14 protein-coding genes and 1 tRNA gene are annotated in these 16,926 nt (G+C 41.2%); 7 read left to right on the forward strand and 8 right to left on the reverse strand.

The window, feature by feature from the left end:
• Positions 1-85 precede the first annotated feature (85 nt).
• The 3 genes from NWP25_RS04660 to hisF form a co-directional block, all read right to left on the reverse strand.
• Positions 86-158: transfer RNA gene (locus NWP25_RS04660), tRNA-Ala, on the reverse strand.
• Between the two features lie 93 nt (positions 159-251).
• Entirely contained in the window at positions 252-443 is a 192-nt protein-coding gene (locus NWP25_RS04665) for a hypothetical protein (protein ID WP_280650277.1), read from the reverse strand.
• Positions 444-557: 114 nt separating this feature from the next.
• Entirely contained in the window at positions 558-1,325 is a 768-nt protein-coding gene (gene hisF, locus NWP25_RS04670) for an imidazole glycerol phosphate synthase subunit HisF (protein ID WP_280698941.1), read from the reverse strand.
• Between the two features lie 154 nt (positions 1,326-1,479).
• On the opposite strand from hisF, the gene ruvB reads away from it, so the two are divergent.
• From ruvB to NWP25_RS04685, 3 genes are all read left to right on the forward strand, one after another.
• Complete coding sequence (ruvB, locus tag NWP25_RS04675) at positions 1,480-2,580, forward strand: Holliday junction branch migration DNA helicase RuvB (protein WP_280650275.1); 1,101 nt, start codon at positions 1,480-1,482, stop codon at positions 2,578-2,580.
• Between the two features lie 68 nt (positions 2,581-2,648).
• Positions 2,649-3,455 (forward strand): tetratricopeptide repeat protein, encoded by an 807-nt coding sequence (locus NWP25_RS04680; RefSeq protein WP_280650274.1) that lies wholly within the window; start codon positions 2,649-2,651, stop codon positions 3,453-3,455.
• Between the two features lie 113 nt (positions 3,456-3,568).
• Positions 3,569-4,840 (forward strand): glycosyltransferase, encoded by a 1,272-nt coding sequence (locus NWP25_RS04685; RefSeq protein ID WP_280698942.1) that lies wholly within the window; start codon positions 3,569-3,571, stop codon positions 4,838-4,840.
• 124 nt (positions 4,841-4,964) lie between these two features.
• Here NWP25_RS04685 and NWP25_RS04690 read toward each other — a convergent pair whose 3' ends face one another.
• The 3 genes from NWP25_RS04690 to NWP25_RS04700 form a co-directional block, all read right to left on the reverse strand.
• Positions 4,965-5,105, reverse strand: coding sequence for a hypothetical protein (locus NWP25_RS04690; protein WP_280650272.1), 141 nt, complete (start codon positions 5,103-5,105; stop codon positions 4,965-4,967).
• Positions 5,106-5,378: 273 nt separating this feature from the next.
• Positions 5,379-6,761 carry a cytochrome P450 gene (locus tag NWP25_RS04695; protein WP_280650271.1) on the reverse strand — a complete coding sequence of 461 codons (1,383 nt, stop codon included), beginning with the start codon at positions 6,759-6,761 and terminating at the stop codon, positions 5,379-5,381.
• Positions 6,762-6,865: 104 nt separating this feature from the next.
• On the reverse strand, positions 6,866-7,681 hold the full coding sequence (locus tag NWP25_RS04700) for a TIGR01548 family HAD-type hydrolase (protein ID WP_280650270.1): 816 nt from the start codon (positions 7,679-7,681) through the stop codon (positions 6,866-6,868).
• Positions 7,682-7,870: 189 nt separating this feature from the next.
• On the opposite strand from NWP25_RS04700, the gene NWP25_RS04705 reads away from it, so the two are divergent.
• From NWP25_RS04705 to ftsH3, 3 genes are all read left to right on the forward strand, one after another.
• Positions 7,871-8,170, forward strand: coding sequence for a 30S ribosomal protein PSRP-3 (locus NWP25_RS04705; protein ID WP_280650269.1), 300 nt, complete (start codon positions 7,871-7,873; stop codon positions 8,168-8,170).
• A 285-nt stretch (positions 8,171-8,455) separates the two neighbouring features.
• Complete coding sequence (locus NWP25_RS04710; protein ID WP_280650280.1) at positions 8,456-9,235, forward strand: aminotransferase class IV; 780 nt, start codon at positions 8,456-8,458, stop codon at positions 9,233-9,235.
• 112 nt (positions 9,236-9,347) lie between these two features.
• On the forward strand, positions 9,348-11,186 hold the full coding sequence (gene ftsH3 / locus NWP25_RS04715) for an ATP-dependent zinc metalloprotease FtsH3 (protein ID WP_280650268.1): 1,839 nt from the start codon (positions 9,348-9,350) through the stop codon (positions 11,184-11,186).
• 190 nt (positions 11,187-11,376) lie between these two features.
• Here the strand turns inward: ftsH3 and NWP25_RS04720 are convergent, their stop codons facing one another.
• Positions 11,377-12,210, reverse strand: coding sequence for a response regulator transcription factor (locus NWP25_RS04720; RefSeq protein WP_280650267.1), 834 nt, complete (start codon positions 12,208-12,210; stop codon positions 11,377-11,379).
• A gap of 65 nt (positions 12,211-12,275) precedes the next feature.
• Positions 12,276-13,661: a sensor histidine kinase gene (locus NWP25_RS04725; RefSeq protein ID WP_280698943.1), complete on the reverse strand. Its 1,386-nt coding sequence runs from the start codon at positions 13,659-13,661 to the stop codon at positions 12,276-12,278.
• Between the two features lie 1,332 nt (positions 13,662-14,993).
• Here NWP25_RS04725 and scyA point away from each other — a divergent pair.
• On the forward strand, positions 14,994-16,880 hold the full coding sequence (scyA, locus tag NWP25_RS04730; RefSeq protein WP_280698944.1) for a scytonemin biosynthesis protein ScyA: 1,887 nt from the start codon (positions 14,994-14,996) through the stop codon (positions 16,878-16,880).
• The last annotated feature ends 46 nt before the right edge of the window (positions 16,881-16,926 follow it).

A 16,926-nucleotide genomic window follows, 5' to 3' on the forward strand; every position in this document is an offset into this window, starting at 1 on the left:
GCCGCCACCAGTAAGGCGGGCAAGGAATACACAAAAGTTAATATAGTCTTTAGTGTTCCAGTTTTTGCCACTGGTCTCTAGTATATGGAGCTAAGCGGATTCGAACCGCTGACCCCCTCAATGCCATTGAGATGCGCTACCAACTGCGCTATAGCCCCGTGGGATGCTTATTAATATTCCCTTAGTATTTCAATTTTGTCAAGTCTAATTAATAAATTCGTATCTGTATCTTCCTCTAGGGAGGATTTTTTTCATGACAATTGTAACAAATAACTCATACAATGTCCCATGAGAAAATAAACTACTAACATAGCAGCAGCCGCCACAGCAACCAATGCACCAGCCAACATTAAAGAAAACTCCTTATGCTCCACAGCTTTTTCCATCAGGTGCAGGGACCACGCCACTAAGGCTACGTCAAATAGTAAAATAAAAATCAGCATAATATTTCTTAATATTTATTCATAGTTCTAAATTTATGTTAACACCGTTTTAGAGAACTGTATCTAACTTGTGATGGATGTAGTTAAATTTTCATGATATTTTAGCAATCAAGATCACAACCGTACTGGTACTGAATTATCGCGTAAGTAGTTTTTTATTTCTGCCACGCTTAATTGCCCATAATGCAGCAGTGATGCTAGTAATGCGGCTTCTGCTTTCCCCTGAGTTAATGCCGTGTAAATATGTTCACAGTTACCTGCACCCCCAGAGGCAACAACTGGAATTTGTACAGATTCAGCGATCGCCCTTGTCAGATCCAAGTCGTAGCCAGCTTGAGTACCGTCAGCATCCATACTAGTCACCAGTAATTCTCCTGCGCCTCGTCTTTCTACTTCCTGTGCCCAACGTAAGGCATCTAAACCAGTATTATCCCTACCACCTCGCACATAAACATCCCACCCTGGATTATTGGCATCAACCCTGCGTCTAGCATCAATAGCAACAACTATGCATTGATTACCAAAGCGATCGCTAGCCCGATTAATCAAGTCTGGATCGCGTACAGCCGCAGAATTAATACTAACCTTGTCAGCCCCTGCTCGTAACAAAGCTTTAACATTTTCTAAGGATTGAATTCCACCCCCCACAGTCAAGGGAATAAAGACCTGTTCAGCAGTACGGTAAACCACGTCAATAATTGTATCCCGGTGTTCATGAGTAGCTGTAATATCCAGAAACACTAACTCATCAGCCCCGGCTTCGTTGTAAACCTTTGCCAGTTCTACGGGATCACCCGCATCTTTAAGGTCTACAAAGTTAACTCCCTTAACAACACGTCCCGCCTTCACATCTAAGCAAGGTAAAATTCTTTTAGACAACATAATAAATTTTTCACTCCTGGCTAATCCTGTGGAATTTAAATTCTAAATTGACGTGTGTAGTTCTCAGCAAAAAATTTTTCCTTGTGTTTACTCACAGCCATTACTTACTAGATGGCATTCAAACAGTCCTCCAGTTAAAGTTGATAGCTGAATTATGGCGATAATCTCCTCAAAAAAACAGCCTCAAGAACCCAACGGACAACCAAAGCCACCACGGGAGTCAAAACCCGCACCTACCAATGAAAACATTTTGCAACCTCAAGCTGCTACTGAAGAACAAGGTAGGCAAGAAGAAAGTATCAGGCCACAGCGATTTGCTGATTACGTCGGACAGAAAGACTTAAAAGATGTGCTAGATATTGCCATCAAAGCAGCGAAATCAAGGGGTGAGGTGTTGGATCACTTACTGCTGTATGGCCCTCCAGGATTGGGCAAAACAACAATGGCCATCATCTTAGCATCAGAAATGGGAGTAAACTACAAAATTACCAGTGCGCCAGCCCTAGAACGTCCCAGAGACATTGTAGGGCTATTAGTGAACCTTAAACCCGGAGATGTCCTGTTTGTTGATGAAATTCATCGTCTTTCCCGGATGACAGAAGAAATTCTTTATCCGGCTATGGAAGATTATCGTTTAGACATCACCATCGGCAAAGGTTCTGGAGCCCGCATTAGAAGTATACCCCTGAACAAATTTACTTTAGTGGGAGCAACAACTCGTGTAGGTGCATTAACCTCACCATTACGCGATCGCTTTGGCTTAGTACAAAAATTGCGCTTTTACGAAGTTGAAGAACTCAGCCAAATTGTATCCAGAACCGCCGAAGTTCTCAACACCCCCATAGCAGAGGATGGTGCTACAGAAATTGCTCGTCGTTCCAGAGGTACACCTCGAATTGCCAACAGGTTACTTAAACGAGTCCGTGATTACGCGGAAGTTAAATTAGCAGGTACAATTACCGAAAATGTTGCTGCTGATGCACTGCAACTATTTCAAGTAGATCCATGTGGATTAGATTGGACAGATCGGCGTATGCTAACTGTAATCATTGAACAATTTAACGGTGGTCCCGTGGGATTAGAAACAATTGCCGCAGCCACAGGTGAAGATACCCAAACAATTGAAGAAGTTTATGAACCTTACCTTATGCAAATCGGTTATTTAAGCCGCACTCCCCGTGGCAGGATAGCCACAAGCACAGCATACAAGCATTTGGGTTTTAAGCCGCCTAATGAACAGTTATCGTTACTATAATTAAGCGAAAATAGGGAAAGTAAGCAGGTGGAAATGCTCAATTCAGCACTTTTAAAGGTAAATTGTAAATGATGAAATTAATTGCTCTTGTTTTCAGTCTGTTGGTGTTTTTGTGCTGGAGTACACCAGCCGTGGTTGCTGCCCAAATCCCGACCATCACTCAAGAACAGTTAGAACAAGGAGATAAATGGGCTAATGAAGCTTTGGCTGCTACCAACAAAGGTGATTTTTCCACGGCGGAAATTTACTGGACAAAGATTGTTGAGAATTTCCCCACCAATGCAGGTGCATGGAGCAATCGGGGAAATTCCCGGGTGAGTCAAAATAAATTAGCAGCAGCATTGACAGATTACAACAAAGCCATAGAACTAGCCCCCAACGCCACTGACCCTTACTTAAATCGGGGTGCAGCTTGGGAAGGATTGGGCAAATGGCAAGAGGCCATCGCCGATTACAATCACGTTTTAGAACTTGACCCCAATGATGCCATGGCATATAACAACCGAGGTAATGCCAAATCAGGTTTAGGACAATGGCAAGAGGCCATAGGCGACTATAAAAAATCCCTGGAAATTGCCCCTAATTTTGCCTTTGCCCGTGCTAACTATGCCCTCGCCCTTTATCAAATCGGTCAAACCGACCCAGCCATCCGTGAGATGAGGAACATAGTCCGCAAATATCCCAAATTTGCCGATATGCGCGCTGCCATCACCGCCGCTTACTGGGTAAATGGCAACAAAGGCGAAGCCGAAAGTAACTGGGTAGCAGCTTATGGATTGGATAACCGCTACAAAGACATCAACTGGGTCAAAAATATTCGTCGTTGGCCCCCCAGTATGGTAGCAGCTTTAGATAAATTTTTACATCTTCAGTAAGCCTTGTTAATTTTACATTCCAGGCTGATGATCAAAAATTTATTTCATAAACCCTCAGCCAAATGTCCCTGTTTTCTGGTACATATCATTCTAAGTTACCGAAAATAGAGACCATGACCCACTTTGGATTGATATGTCCTGCTGCATCTGGTCATCTTTACCCTATGACTACATTGGGGTATGAACTAAAATCTCGCGGCCATCGGGTCACGCTATTCAGTATACTTGATGCTAAACCCAAAACACTGGCAGCAGAATTAGAATTTATAGCTATTGGCAAGTCTGAATTTCCTCCTGGGGCAATGGTTGAATTATTTACCCAGCTAGGAAAACTGAGCGGATACTCTGCATTGCAATATACCATCACTTTTATACAGAAAATGGCGGCTATCTTACTGCGGGAAGCTCCAGCACTCATCAAAGAAGCTGGGGTAGAGGCGCTACTAGTAGACCAAGTTTCACCAGAAGGAGGAAGCATTGCCGAATTTTTAGACATTCCTTTCGTGAGCGTCTGCAATGCCATGATGATTAATCGGGATGTCAGTGTTCCACCTTTTAATACTTCTTGGAATTACAGTACTAGTTCATGGGCACAGATCCGGAACCAAGGAGGTTACGCATTACTGAACCGCATCGGGCGACCAATGCGGAAAGTAATCAATGACCATCGTCAGCAATGGAAGTTACCGCCATATTCTCATCCCAACGATTACTATTCTCAACTAGCCCAGATTAGCCAACAGCCCCAAGAGTTGGAATTCCCTAGGAAGCATTTACCCCCATGTTTCCACTTCACCGGACCTTACCATGACCCAAAAACTCGCGCATCAATACCTTTCCCCTTTGAAAAATTAAATGGCAAACCCTTGATCTATGCTTCCCTGGGAACCATACAAAATCGCTTGTTACCAATTTTTAACAATATTGCCGAAGCTTGTAATAATCTAGATGCCCAATTAATAATTTCTCTTGGTGGTTCTGCTAGTCCAGAAGTTTTACAAGGTTTACCAGGAAATCCCCTCGTAGTTGGTTATGCACCCCAACTGGAATTACTGCAAAAAACCACCCTGACAATTACCCATGCAGGGATGAATACCACCTTGGAATCTTTGAGCAATGGGGTACCAATGGTTGCTATCCCCATTGCTAATGACCAGCCTGGTGTAGCAGCCCGTATAGCTTGGGCGGGATGTGGTGAATTTGTACCCCTGAACCGGGTAAATGTAACTAGGTTACGAACTGCTATCCAAAAAGTGCTAACGGAAGATTCTTATCAAAAAAATGCCCTGAGATTACAACAAGCAATTAATAATTCTGGAGGAGTGACTAGAGCAGCAGATATTATCGAGCAGGCGGTATCTACACAGAAACCTGTATTACCATAGAAAGTACCCAAAGTTTTTAGCATAATCTTAAACAACTCACTTTTTCAATAAGTCGGTGATCCCAGGTTGGAATAAGCCTCTCATCCGAGCAAGACATACACCCCCACCATAGGAGATTCACACATTAACACCAAATGCCACCGGGAGGGAAAGGGGGGATATGACCAAGTTTTCGCCGCCACTTTTTTCTTAACTTGGCAACACCAAAATCCATAATCTTCAAGTCCCCTAGACGAATACTATCCTTTAAAGGGTAGTACCACATTGCTAATTGATCCGTTTTATATTTCCTATCATTGTTAGGACTTACGGAACCGGCACAGCCATGGCAAAAAGGCCGCCATAATGCCAAACCTCTGAATAATCCCAGCCAGGGTTAGGCATACAATAGTCAGCATTCATTTAGATAATCATATTATTGGGCTTTATTTGCGCTTGATTTTTCTTTAAGTACTGCTAGTTAAATAGAATATTTCTTCCCTATCAAACATATCTAACAGGTGTGGGGTGATGGCACCACACCTAGTTTAGTTCATACTTAACTCAACTCAGATACAAGCTGATTTTCCTTACACCGCCCCTTAATTACCATCTCCATACCTCCTTTTGGAGCAAACAGTAAGCCCTTACGTACTGGCTGCATTGGTTTACTATTTGCTAATTCCATTTCCCAGTTAGAAACCACTGAGGCCAAAACCAATTTCATTTCAAACAAGGCCAAAGCCATACCCAGACAGCGCCGATTACCACCACCAAAAGGTATATATTCAGAAGCTGAAAACTGTCTTTCTAAAAAACGCTCTGGTTTAAATGTCTTAGCGTCAGGATATAAATTTTCCCGATGATGGGTTAAATAAACACAGGGAATTAATAACGTCCCAGGCGGAAACTCATATTCCCCAATTTGTAGCGATGATTTAACCAACCTAGTTAATGTTATTACTGCTACTGGGTAAATACGTAATGTTTCTGAGCAGACTGCATTCAAATAAGGTAAGCGAAAAATGGCATTGGCTTGGGGGTGTTCTCCCAGAGTTGATAACTCTTGCAATAATTTTTCCCGCACTTGTGGCTGATTGTGAATCCAATACAACGCCCAAGTCAGTGATGTGGCAGTAGTTTCGTGACCTGCTACTAATAAAGTCATCAACTCATCACGTAACTCCAAATCCGTCATTGGTTCACCCGCTTCATCGCGAGTAGCCATCATCAAAGATAAAATATCACACCGGGATGAATCAGGCTGTACCTTTCGTTCTTGAATCTCAGCATAAATCAGTTGGTCAATTTCCTGGCGTAAACTCAGAAACTGTCCCCAAGGACTCCAGGAACCTAAATCCCGCTGCAATACTGGAAAAAGTAGCGCTAAGGCTCTTAAAGCAGGTGTTTTGGGGTTCAGGATATTAATTAAAAGTTGCTTTAGCTGTTCGTAACGTGGCCCTTCAGCTAGACCAAATACAGCTTTTAAAATCACTTGAAAAGAAATAGCCTGCATAGATGACAGAATAGAAACAGTTCCCCCAACTTGCCATTTATCAGTCACTTCCTTGGTGATATCACGAATTAACTGACCATAAGCTAACATTCGTTCCCCATGAAACGGTGGTGCTAACAGCTTGCGTTGTCGTTGATGTTGCTTACCTTCTAGTGATAGTAATGATTGATTTCCCAACAAAGGTGCTTTCACCCCAGCTGGTGCGCCGGAGTCTAAATATTTAGGGTCGCTGCTAAAAATCTGCTGAATAGCTTGAGGGTTGCTCACAAATACTTGAGGCTTAAAAACTGGGCCGATGCGGAGAGTGAAAATATCACCATACCTTTGAGCACAGTCTTCCAGATATTCAAAAGGGCTAGTTAGCCAGTGATATGTCTGTAACCAAGGATGAGCTTGGGGGCCGTCAGGTAGCTTAGTTCCTAGCATTTTGATTTTTCTCCCAGAACAATTGGTATGAACCAGTAATTCATGCACCGATTCTTGATTCTTCAAACACCAATGTAATTACTATTAATATTACCTTGTAATTTTTATTGTTTATTTTTATTGATTTCCTCTAACAATTCTGCTATTTTCATGGCATTTAGTTGTTGAACATTACTTAAAACAATTGCTGCACCTGCTGCTAGTAATGTTTGACTATAAGCATCACTATGGGCTGGTGTTTCTTGTACATGAGGAGGTAAAATTCCCACACCAATCCAATTGCGGTGAGGATTGATTTCTCGAGCTTTTCTGACAGTATACATATCAGCTACAGTATCTCCCACATAGATAATTGTAGGTATATTATTTGGTTCATTTTCTAACTGTTCAACAGTGGCAAAAAGTCCTGTGGGATCCGGTTTACCTGGGGCATCTTCCATGGCAATTAACACAGGGGATTGTAAACCTAAACGTTTGTGTAAAACATAAGTGGCAGAAGCACGGGTAGCACCACTAAAAAATCCCCAACAAATTCCTAACTCTGTCAGTTTTTCTAAATAGCTAGTTTGTAATAATAACGGTTCATTACAGATATATCCAGTCCAATTTTCTGGGTCAGTGCCTCGATAACGAGATTGAAAAAATGTAACTATGGCTTTGTAATTCAGTGGCAACTGTTGGCGAGATTTCCCTTGTGATTCAAAGTAGCGGTAAATCAATTCTTGGGAAGCTTCCCAGTCATTATTCCACAATCCTTCAGATTTGAGCTGGTCAATGTCTCCTGGGGTGGGACGATAGGCTGTGTTCGTAAAATGCTCTACAGTGTCCGCCAAGGCTCGACGGTAGGAATTGCCGACATCGCGCACCACACCGTCAATGTCGAAAACCACAATAGTTGTTTCTGAAAATTTTCCAGTCATAGGATTTGCTAGATTAAAGCAGCCTTTAAATTTTAATCGGTCATGCTTAAGTAATTTGCAACCACTACTTGGTCATCAGGTGAAGCATTGAGTTAAAATGGACAATCACACAGCGCATACAGTGGGCATCATTTCCACCCGTGCGATAGCAACTTACTATTAATCCCCACATATTCCCCGGAGGTGTGATTGACCCAATTTATTCTCAAAATCCTTTGGTTAGACGAAAACGTTGCCCTAGCAGTGGATCAAGTTGTAGGCAAAGGTACTAGTCCTTTGACTAAATATTTTTTCTGGCCTCGCAATGATGCCTGGGAAGAGTTAAAAAAGGAATTAGAGTCCAAACACTGGATTAATGACGTAGATCGCGTCGAATTGCTCAATAAAGCCACAGAAGTAATTAACTACTGGCAAGAGGAAGGCAGAAGACGACCGATGGCAGAAGCTCAATTGAAATTCCCTGAAGTTGCCTTTACAGGTAGCGCCTGAGAAATTCAACATCCTCCCTGCTAGGTACTGAAACATGTTAAGGTGAGCAGCGCCCTGGGCGCTGTTTTTACTCAAATTTCACTGAATACGGATTCAAAAATAAAATCCCACCCCCACCCCCTTTTCTGAGTGACCAGAGGGAAAAGCTTAACGTAATTTTGGATTTTAGATTCGGTATCCAAAAAGACAAAATCAATATGTTATTTTTATGTTGTCAAACTGAAATTATACAGTTGGTAGCCTGTTGGTGTTTACATTTTTTCAACCCACAGCGAGGTTCATATTATTTATTGGTACGACGGCAAACTCATAAAATCCCAAACCCTAGAATTAGATATTCATGACCCAGGGTTACTTTATGGCGCTACGGTGTTTACAACAATGCGGGTTTATCAGCAATCCCTCGATAGTAATTTAACTAACTGGGTAGCACACTGCCATCGCCTACGTTACTCAGTACAATCTTTTGCTTGGTTAGAACCAAACTGGAATCTGGTGCGTCAAGGTGCAGAAACTCTGGCGAAAATTTTCCCCATCCTGAGAATCACTTTGTTTGCAGACGGACGCGAGTGGGTAACCGGGAGATTATTACCACCAGATTTAATTACAAAACAAACACACGGCGTTAGCACAAATTTGGCAATGTCTAACCTTTATCGCTCTCTACCTTCTCATAAAACTGGCAACTACCTCAGTGCTTGGTTGGCCAAATCTCAAGCTCAACAATTAAATTCTCAGGAAGCAATTTTAGTTGATGAAGCAGGTAATTGGTTAGAAACTACCACAGGTAATCTCTGGGGATGGCAAAATGGTAGTTGGTGGACACCACCATTAACAGAAGAAATTTTGTCGGGAATAGTGCGATCGCAACTGATAAAATGGCTGCCAATAGTAGGTGAGTCACCTTGGAATCAAGAGTTAGTGCGCGGATTTGAAGCCATCGCCTACACTAATAGTGTGGTAGAAATTATCCCCATTCACACGGTTCAGCAGCCCACAGGATCGCTCAAATATAATCCCTACCATCCTAGTTTTGCACAAATGAGGAGGTTTTTTCTAACATGACAGCCCCACCGTTATGTTATACCTTAAGATAAGTTAACATAATTTTTAATAATGCCCTCTCATATCCGAGAAGCTACGCTAACTCACAAAAAATACAGGAGGATAGACCTCAGTGAATAAAAGATGGAGAAATGCGGGGCTGTATGCGCTGCTTTTTATAGTTGTCATTGCTCTAGGCACAGCATTCTTTGACAAACAACCTCAAACTAGAGAAACATGGCGATACAGTCAATTTATTCAAGAAGTTGACAACGGCAGAGTAGATAGAGTCAGTCTGAGTGCAGACGGCTCCACAGCACTTGTTACCTCCAGAGATGGTGACAAAAAGATAGTAAATTTAGTCAAGGACCCTGATTTAATCAATAACCTTAATAATAAGGGTGTTGATATTTCTATTCTGCCCCAAACCGATGAAGGATTTTGGTTTAAGGCACTGAGCAGTTTATTTTTCCCTGTATTGCTTCTGGTGGGTTTATTCTTCTTGCTACGCCGCGCTCAAACCGGCCCCGGTAACCAAGCAATGAACTTTGGTAAATCCAAAGCAAGAGTGCAAATGGAGCCCCAAACTCAGGTCACCTTTGGAGATGTGGCTGGGATTGACCAAGCCAAACTGGAATTAAACGAAGTAGTAGACTTTCTCAAAAATGCCGACCGCTTCACCGCAGTGGGAGCAAAAATTCCTAAAGGTGTATTATTAGTTGGTCCTCCTGGTACAGGTAAAACCCTTCTCGCTCGTGCTGTAGCTGGGGAAGCAGGTGTACCCTTCTTTTCCATCTCTGGTTCTGAGTTTGTGGAAATGTTCGTAGGTGTGGGTGCTTCCCGCGTCCGCGATTTGTTTGAGCAAGCTAAGAGCAGTGCCCCTTGCATCGTGTTTATCGATGAAATTGATGCTGTAGGTCGTCAACGGGGTGCAGGTTTAGGCGGTGGTAACGACGAACGAGAACAAACCCTCAACCAGTTACTCACCGAAATGGATGGTTTTGAAGGTAATACTGGCATTATCATTATTGCCGCTACCAACCGTCCTGATGTCTTAGATGCAGCTTTGTTGCGTCCTGGTCGTTTTGACCGTCAAGTAGTTGTAGATCGTCCTGACTATGCAGGACGTAGCGAAATTCTTAAAGTTCACGCCCGTGGTAAAACCTTGGCTAAGGATGTGGACTTAGATAAAATCGCTCGTCGCACTCCTGGTTTTACAGGTGCAGATTTATCTAACTTGCTCAACGAAGCTGCAATTTTGGCAGCACGGCGCAATTTAACTGAAATCTCAATGGATGAAATCAATGATGCCATTGATCGCGTCCTGGCTGGCCCAGAAAAGAAGGACCGAGTGATGAGCGAGAAGCGCAAAACCCTAGTAGCATATCACGAAGCCGGTCACGCCCTAATTGGTGCTTTAATGCCAGACTATGACCCAGTACAAAAAATCAGCATTATTCCTCGCGGTCGTGCTGGTGGTCTAACTTGGTTTACTCCCAGTGAAGACCGTATGGATACAGGCTTGTATAGCCGTGCTTATCTAGAAAATCAAATGGCTGTAGCTTTAGGCGGTCGTCTAGCTGAAGAATTAGTCTTTGGTGAAGAGGAAGTAACCACTGGTGCTTCCAACGACTTGCAACAAGTAGCCCGTGTAGCCCGTCAGATGATTACCCGCTTTGGTATGAGCGATCGCTTGGGCCCAGTGGCTCTCGGTCGTCAGCAAGGTAATATGTTTCTTGGTCGGGATATCATGTCAGAGCGTGATTTCTCAGAAGAAACCGCTGCTGTTATTGATGAAGAAGTCCGCAAACTTGTGGATCTAGCTTATTCACGTGCTAAAGAAGTATTAGTTAACAATCGCCACATTCTCGATCAACTTGCCAAAATGCTAGTTGAGAAAGAAACAGTGGATGCTGAAGAATTGCAAGAAATTTTGGCAAATAACGATGTCAAAACTGCTGCTTTTGCATAATTCAGTTGAGTTGCAATTTCAGTAAAGGGTAACTCTGGAAATTCCAGAGTTACCCTAATTTTTTTGGACATCGCAGTTGATTGATATTTTAATCACAATACCACTGCGCTTACTATGAATACTTTAGTACCCACACTAACCCCCTAATCCCAAAAAAATATTTGGGAGATTGCTAATTAATAACTTCCTACTAATGATTAACTTTAACTTTGCAATAACCAACCTGATGTTCCTTGCGCCAAGCATGGGGAGGTAAACCATGATGTTGACGAAACTGACGCGAGAAATGGGAAACATCTTGATAACCAAGTGCTCTGGCAATTTGCTCCACAGTTTGATGATCATTTTGCAATAAAAACCGCGCTCCTTGCATCCGGCGTTTCACAATCCAGCTGTTTATAGTCTCTCCTGTCTGTTTTCCTACTTGATTAGTTAAGTAAGCGGGTGAGTAACCAACTGCTTCAGCTACATCACACAGGGTAATTCCTTCGTGATAATGAGCTTCAATAAAGTCAAACACTTTTTTTAATTGGGGAATACAGGGAAAAATAGATTTAGGTTCATTCAAAGTTAAAGTTTTATCCGGGGATGACGATTTTTGAGCCTCCTGGAATTTAGTAGCACACCAACTTTGCAGAATAGCTTGTCTTTGTAACTGGGTAGTGATTGTTCTCAGCAATTCGTCTAGTGTAAAGGGTTTAGTGATATAGTCATCTGCGCCTAACTCCATACCTTTACGAACAGCTCCTCTAGTGCAGCTACCAGTGATAAAAATAAAAGGAATAATTGCTGTGACAGGATCTTGGCGTAGCATAGTTAGAACACCATAACCATCTACATCAGGCATTGTAATATCACAAACCACTAAATCGGGTATATGCTCTTGTGCTTGTTGAATACCAGTCAGACCATTTTCCGCGCTGATAGTATCAAAGCCTTTAGCCCGAAGACCTTTGACATAAAGATTGCGGGTAACAGCATCATCTTCAATTACGAGAATTTTTTTCGCTGATTCGTACTTCATTTTCTAGCACCCTAAATCGTAGCCGTAAACAGAAAAAATTGATTTTTTCTTTCCCAAATTTATAATTAGGAAAAAACAGATGATTTTTTAATTAATGGCAGGATTACAGTAAACTTCGTACCGACACCAGTCTCACTTTCCGCAGTAACCTCACCGCCATGTAAGTCTACAAGGGTTTTGATAATCGATAAACCCAATCCAGTACCGGGTATATTATCAACGTTACTTCCTCGAAAAAATGGCTCAAATAATCTTTGTTGATCTGCCGATGGAATGCCAATCCCCCGATCTTTGACCTGGAAAATTACCTGGCCATTTTCGCAAGCAAGCGTAAAATCAATGCTGGTCTGCCAAGGAGAATATTTAATTGCATTATCCAACAAATTTTTCAAAATAGGTTCTAGTATTTTTGGATCAACCCAGGCTGTGAGTAAATCAAATTCACTGATAAAAATGATAGGTTTGTGGCTTATACTCATATGCATTTGTGCCACTAAATGATTACAGAATTCCACTAAATCAACCGATTGCGGTTTAAAATGTATTTTGGCTGTTTCTGCTTTAGCAAAGTTCAAAGTATCATCTAACATCTGGCTGATTTCCTCGATAGCTTTTTCAATATGCTCCAGTAATGGTTGTATTTTCTTCTCCGTATGTTTGTCTACTTGTTCCTTAAGTAAGCTATTAGAGAATGAAACAATATTCAGTGGAGTACGTAATTGATGACAAACCATAGAAAGAAAACGCGCTCTCATATCGCTGAGTTGTTTTGCTTGTTCTAAAGCTTTATTGAGATCTGATTCTAGATTTTTGTAATCTGTAATATCAATACCTGTAATCAGTTCAAGTTGTTTCACCTGGAAATCTAGCATTCCACCAAGTTGAGCAACAGCGCAAGCTAGCCAGGGTTCTGTGCCATCTTTTGTGAGAATATTCATCTCCTGGTATTCAAATTTTCCTCGTGGGTTGTGGTTCTTTACCTGTTTGCATTCTTCACTCTTGAGCACTGTGACATTTCTTAATTGGTCTATCCATGTTTGTACACTTAAGTCTATTATTTCATCACTTTTTTCTCTGACAACAGCACAGCCAAACTTTGTACCTGAACTTTCTCCATAAATAATAGATATTTCTGCCAGAAATATACGACCTCCTTTAGTACGATAGCGAGATATAAAGGTAAAAGAACCTGCTGATTTGATTTCTGACCAATTATGTAGATAATAGTCTATATCTATATCATGCAGTGCCATCAAAAGCAGTTCCTCACGGGAATATTCAGTTATTTTGCAAGTGGCATCATTGATATAAATAAACTGTTCATTTTCTCCTAAACAAAAAGCAGCCTCTACAGATTGATTGATAAAGAAGTAAGCAAACTTTAAATCTATTTCTGGCTGTAGCTTCCATTCATAATCGGAGAAAACTAACCTATATCCACTGGAATTCATGACTTTACTCTCTCCTTATCATAAGTCAGCACTAGAGCCATAAATAAACTAAACAGTTGATTTTGTTGCAAGCTATTTTTGAAAGAAAAATTAAAACATATATATACTCTCTTTTCTAACAGTTAATAATAGAGAAAAAATAGATAAGTTACCTCTAAATTTAATTTGACTTCCTTATAGTCGTGGGTTTTTATCGTTCTTTGTAGTCACTTTGGCTCTGTTAGTGAGAAGTTACTGATATAAATATGTTTACTCTACTCATCTTAAATTTAAGCAGATATTAAAATTATCTTAACTTTCCGTGCAAATAAATAATTTACAAATGAAATTTTAACTAAATACCATCATCATAATTATCGCCTATTTCAGGGATAAATAATTTAAATTTTACAAGGTTATCCCTGTTGAAAATAAGTATTTAATTCTTGATGTTCCTCATCTAAAAATTTACAGATAAGTGTGAAAGTTCATAATTATATTAATTCATAAATTATCTCATTTGTACAGTCCATAAAGACTAAATTTTCCAAAAAAAAACTAACAAAATTTTAGTCAGGATTTTCGATTTGTAAAACTTCTTAATCTTTGTGGATTGCTAAAGATTTAACTACATAATAGTTTCCTGAGTCATCTCCCGTAAGAAATAAATTCCAAGAAAGAAAAATAAATTATTGCTTGATTATTTGTCGTAATAAAAACAATTTTTAAAAAAAATACTTGATATTTTGTTGTTCCTCTCTCTTAAGAAAGATAAAATTTTTAGATTATATATCTTATTCAAAGTCATAAAATTTACTCGGAAAATTGTCTAATGAAAATAGAGAAATAGTTTTTTATTTAGATGAGTATCTTATGATTATCAAATGAGAAACTTATTTGATTCACTTGAGAATCATAAAAAATGAATTCCTCTATTAAGCTAACATAATCACGAAACTTTTGACAAATTTATGCAAAAAAAAATGATTGCAAGATATTTTTTACTTTTTCTTGAAAACTAAAAAATATGCCTTGTTGAGGTAGTTTGTAATTTAATGCAACCATTGCTGTCAAAACGAAAAATTTGACAACCCTATCAAAATAATGTTGATTGTAAATATGTTTTCATTGACTCTAATATGATTTCCATAAGCACTTCCCTAAGTGTGTACGCTATACCAACAAATTTGTCACTGCGCTGACAAGGATCAATTAGTAGTATTCAACAGTCTTTACCATTGATGAAATCTAATCAAAACTGTAAAAAACATAGACGTTTGTATTAGATATTCTCTGCACTGTGACTGTGCATCAAAAAGCCTATATGCAAGCTTCTGGAATTACGTGAAATCAATGAGTCCAAACTATACTGATTCCAACTCGCCTCAAATTAGCACTGAGTTATACAAGGAATTGTCAGCCAACAACTATGTAGAATCTTCCTCTAACAGTTCTCATAAGTTAGATAAATTAGAGCATAAAACAGAAATTCAACCTTTTTTACTCAGTCAGCCCCCCAAACTCTCGGTTGCTGACGCAGTGGTTCAGATGTTAGAAAATTTGGGAGTCAACTATGCTTTTGGGGTAGCCGGTGGTGCAATGGCTAGTGTATGGAATGCCCTCTCCAATAGCAACATAGAGGTGTTGAACTTTCGCCATGAAGCTGGAGCTGCTTTTGCCGCTTCCGAAGCTTATTTTGCCAGCCATCGCCCTGCTGTAGTTTTTACCACAGCTGGCCCAGGTATCACCAACGCCCTCACCGGATTATTTGCAGCCCGTGGTGAAGGTGCAAAGGTAATTTTATTATCAGCATGCACCTCAGCCCCACAGCGGGGACGCTGGGCAATTCAAGAAACTAGCAGCTACACGCTACCCAGTGGCGGAATTTTTACCCCAGGAGCGCTGTTCAACTATGCAATCACTATAGAATCGGCGGAGCAACTCCCACAGATTTTTCGCAAAATTGCCTTGGGTTTAGCACAACCAGGAGGATTCGTAGCTCATTTAAGTATTCCTACTGCTGTGCAAACAAGTTTAGTTGATGATATTTCTCTACCCCAACTAGACGTGCCAAGTTTTTCGATCACCGCTCAAACTGAAGCGATCGCCAAATCTGTAGAATTACTCTGTGAAGGAAATTTTGCCATCTGGATCGGCTTTGGCGCTCGTCACGCCGCAGACGAAATTCGCGAATTTGCCGAAAAAACTGGAGCCGCAGTCATGTGTTCACCCCGTGGTAAAGGTATATTTCCAGAAGATCATCCCCAGTTCGTTGGTGTCACAGGTTTGGGAGGTCATGGTTCAGTTTTAACCTACATGGAACAGCAACCTCCAACACGCACACTGGTGTTAGGAACCCGCTTAGGGGAACCTACATCTTTCTGGAATAAAACAATGGTTCCCCCAAGAGGTTTTATCCATGTAGACATAGACCCAGAAGTTCCGGGAGTAGCCTATTCAGACGCAGAAACATTTCCAGTGCAGTCTGATGCCAAAGCTTATATGCAGTCACTATTGCAACAATGGCCTGATCTTCCTCCTCAATCCAGAAATATCTGCTTACCTCATCCAGAGCGTCCAGTCATTGCACCGCGTTCCCATGAAGACTATCCAGTGCGGCCAGAATTTTTAATGGTAGCAATTCAAAAAATCATTGTTGAGGGCAGCGATGCCGTGGTAATGGCTGAGTGCGGTAACTCCTTTACTTGGTCAACTCATCTCCTCCGATTTGCTCAAACCAATCGTTACCGAGTCAGCACCGGAGTCGGGGCGATGGGTCACACAGCTACAGGTGTATTGGGTGCTGCACAAGCACGAAATGGCAAAGCCGTAGCCATTGTTGGAGACGGAGCAATGTTGATGAATAATGAAATCAGCACAGCCGTCAAATACAACATTCCTGCCATTTGGATTGTACTCAACGATGCCCGTTACAATATGTGCCATCAAGGCATGAAAATGTTGGGGTTACAGGGTGGAGATGCAGAGATGCCCGAAACCAACTTTGCCATGATTGCTCGCGGTATGGGAGCAGAAGCCATGGGAGTCGTGCGAGAGTCAGACCTTGAAGCAGCATTAGAGCAAGCCATCGCCTCAAAAGTTCCTTTTCTCGTTGATGTTGTCATTGACGCTGATCAACCAGCACCCTCTGGTGGACGAAATAAAAGCTTGGCCGCACAAGGAGTTAAATCCCATCTCATTAACGGTGCAGCTAAACCAGCATCATTTCCATCACTTTAAGCTTTCCCTTGCCATTTCAGTCCTTCAACTCATCTACAACACACAC

The organism is Umezakia ovalisporum Ak1311, assembly GCF_029891685.1.
Taxonomy (GTDB): domain Bacteria; phylum Cyanobacteriota; class Cyanobacteriia; order Cyanobacteriales; family Nostocaceae; genus Umezakia; species Umezakia ovalisporum.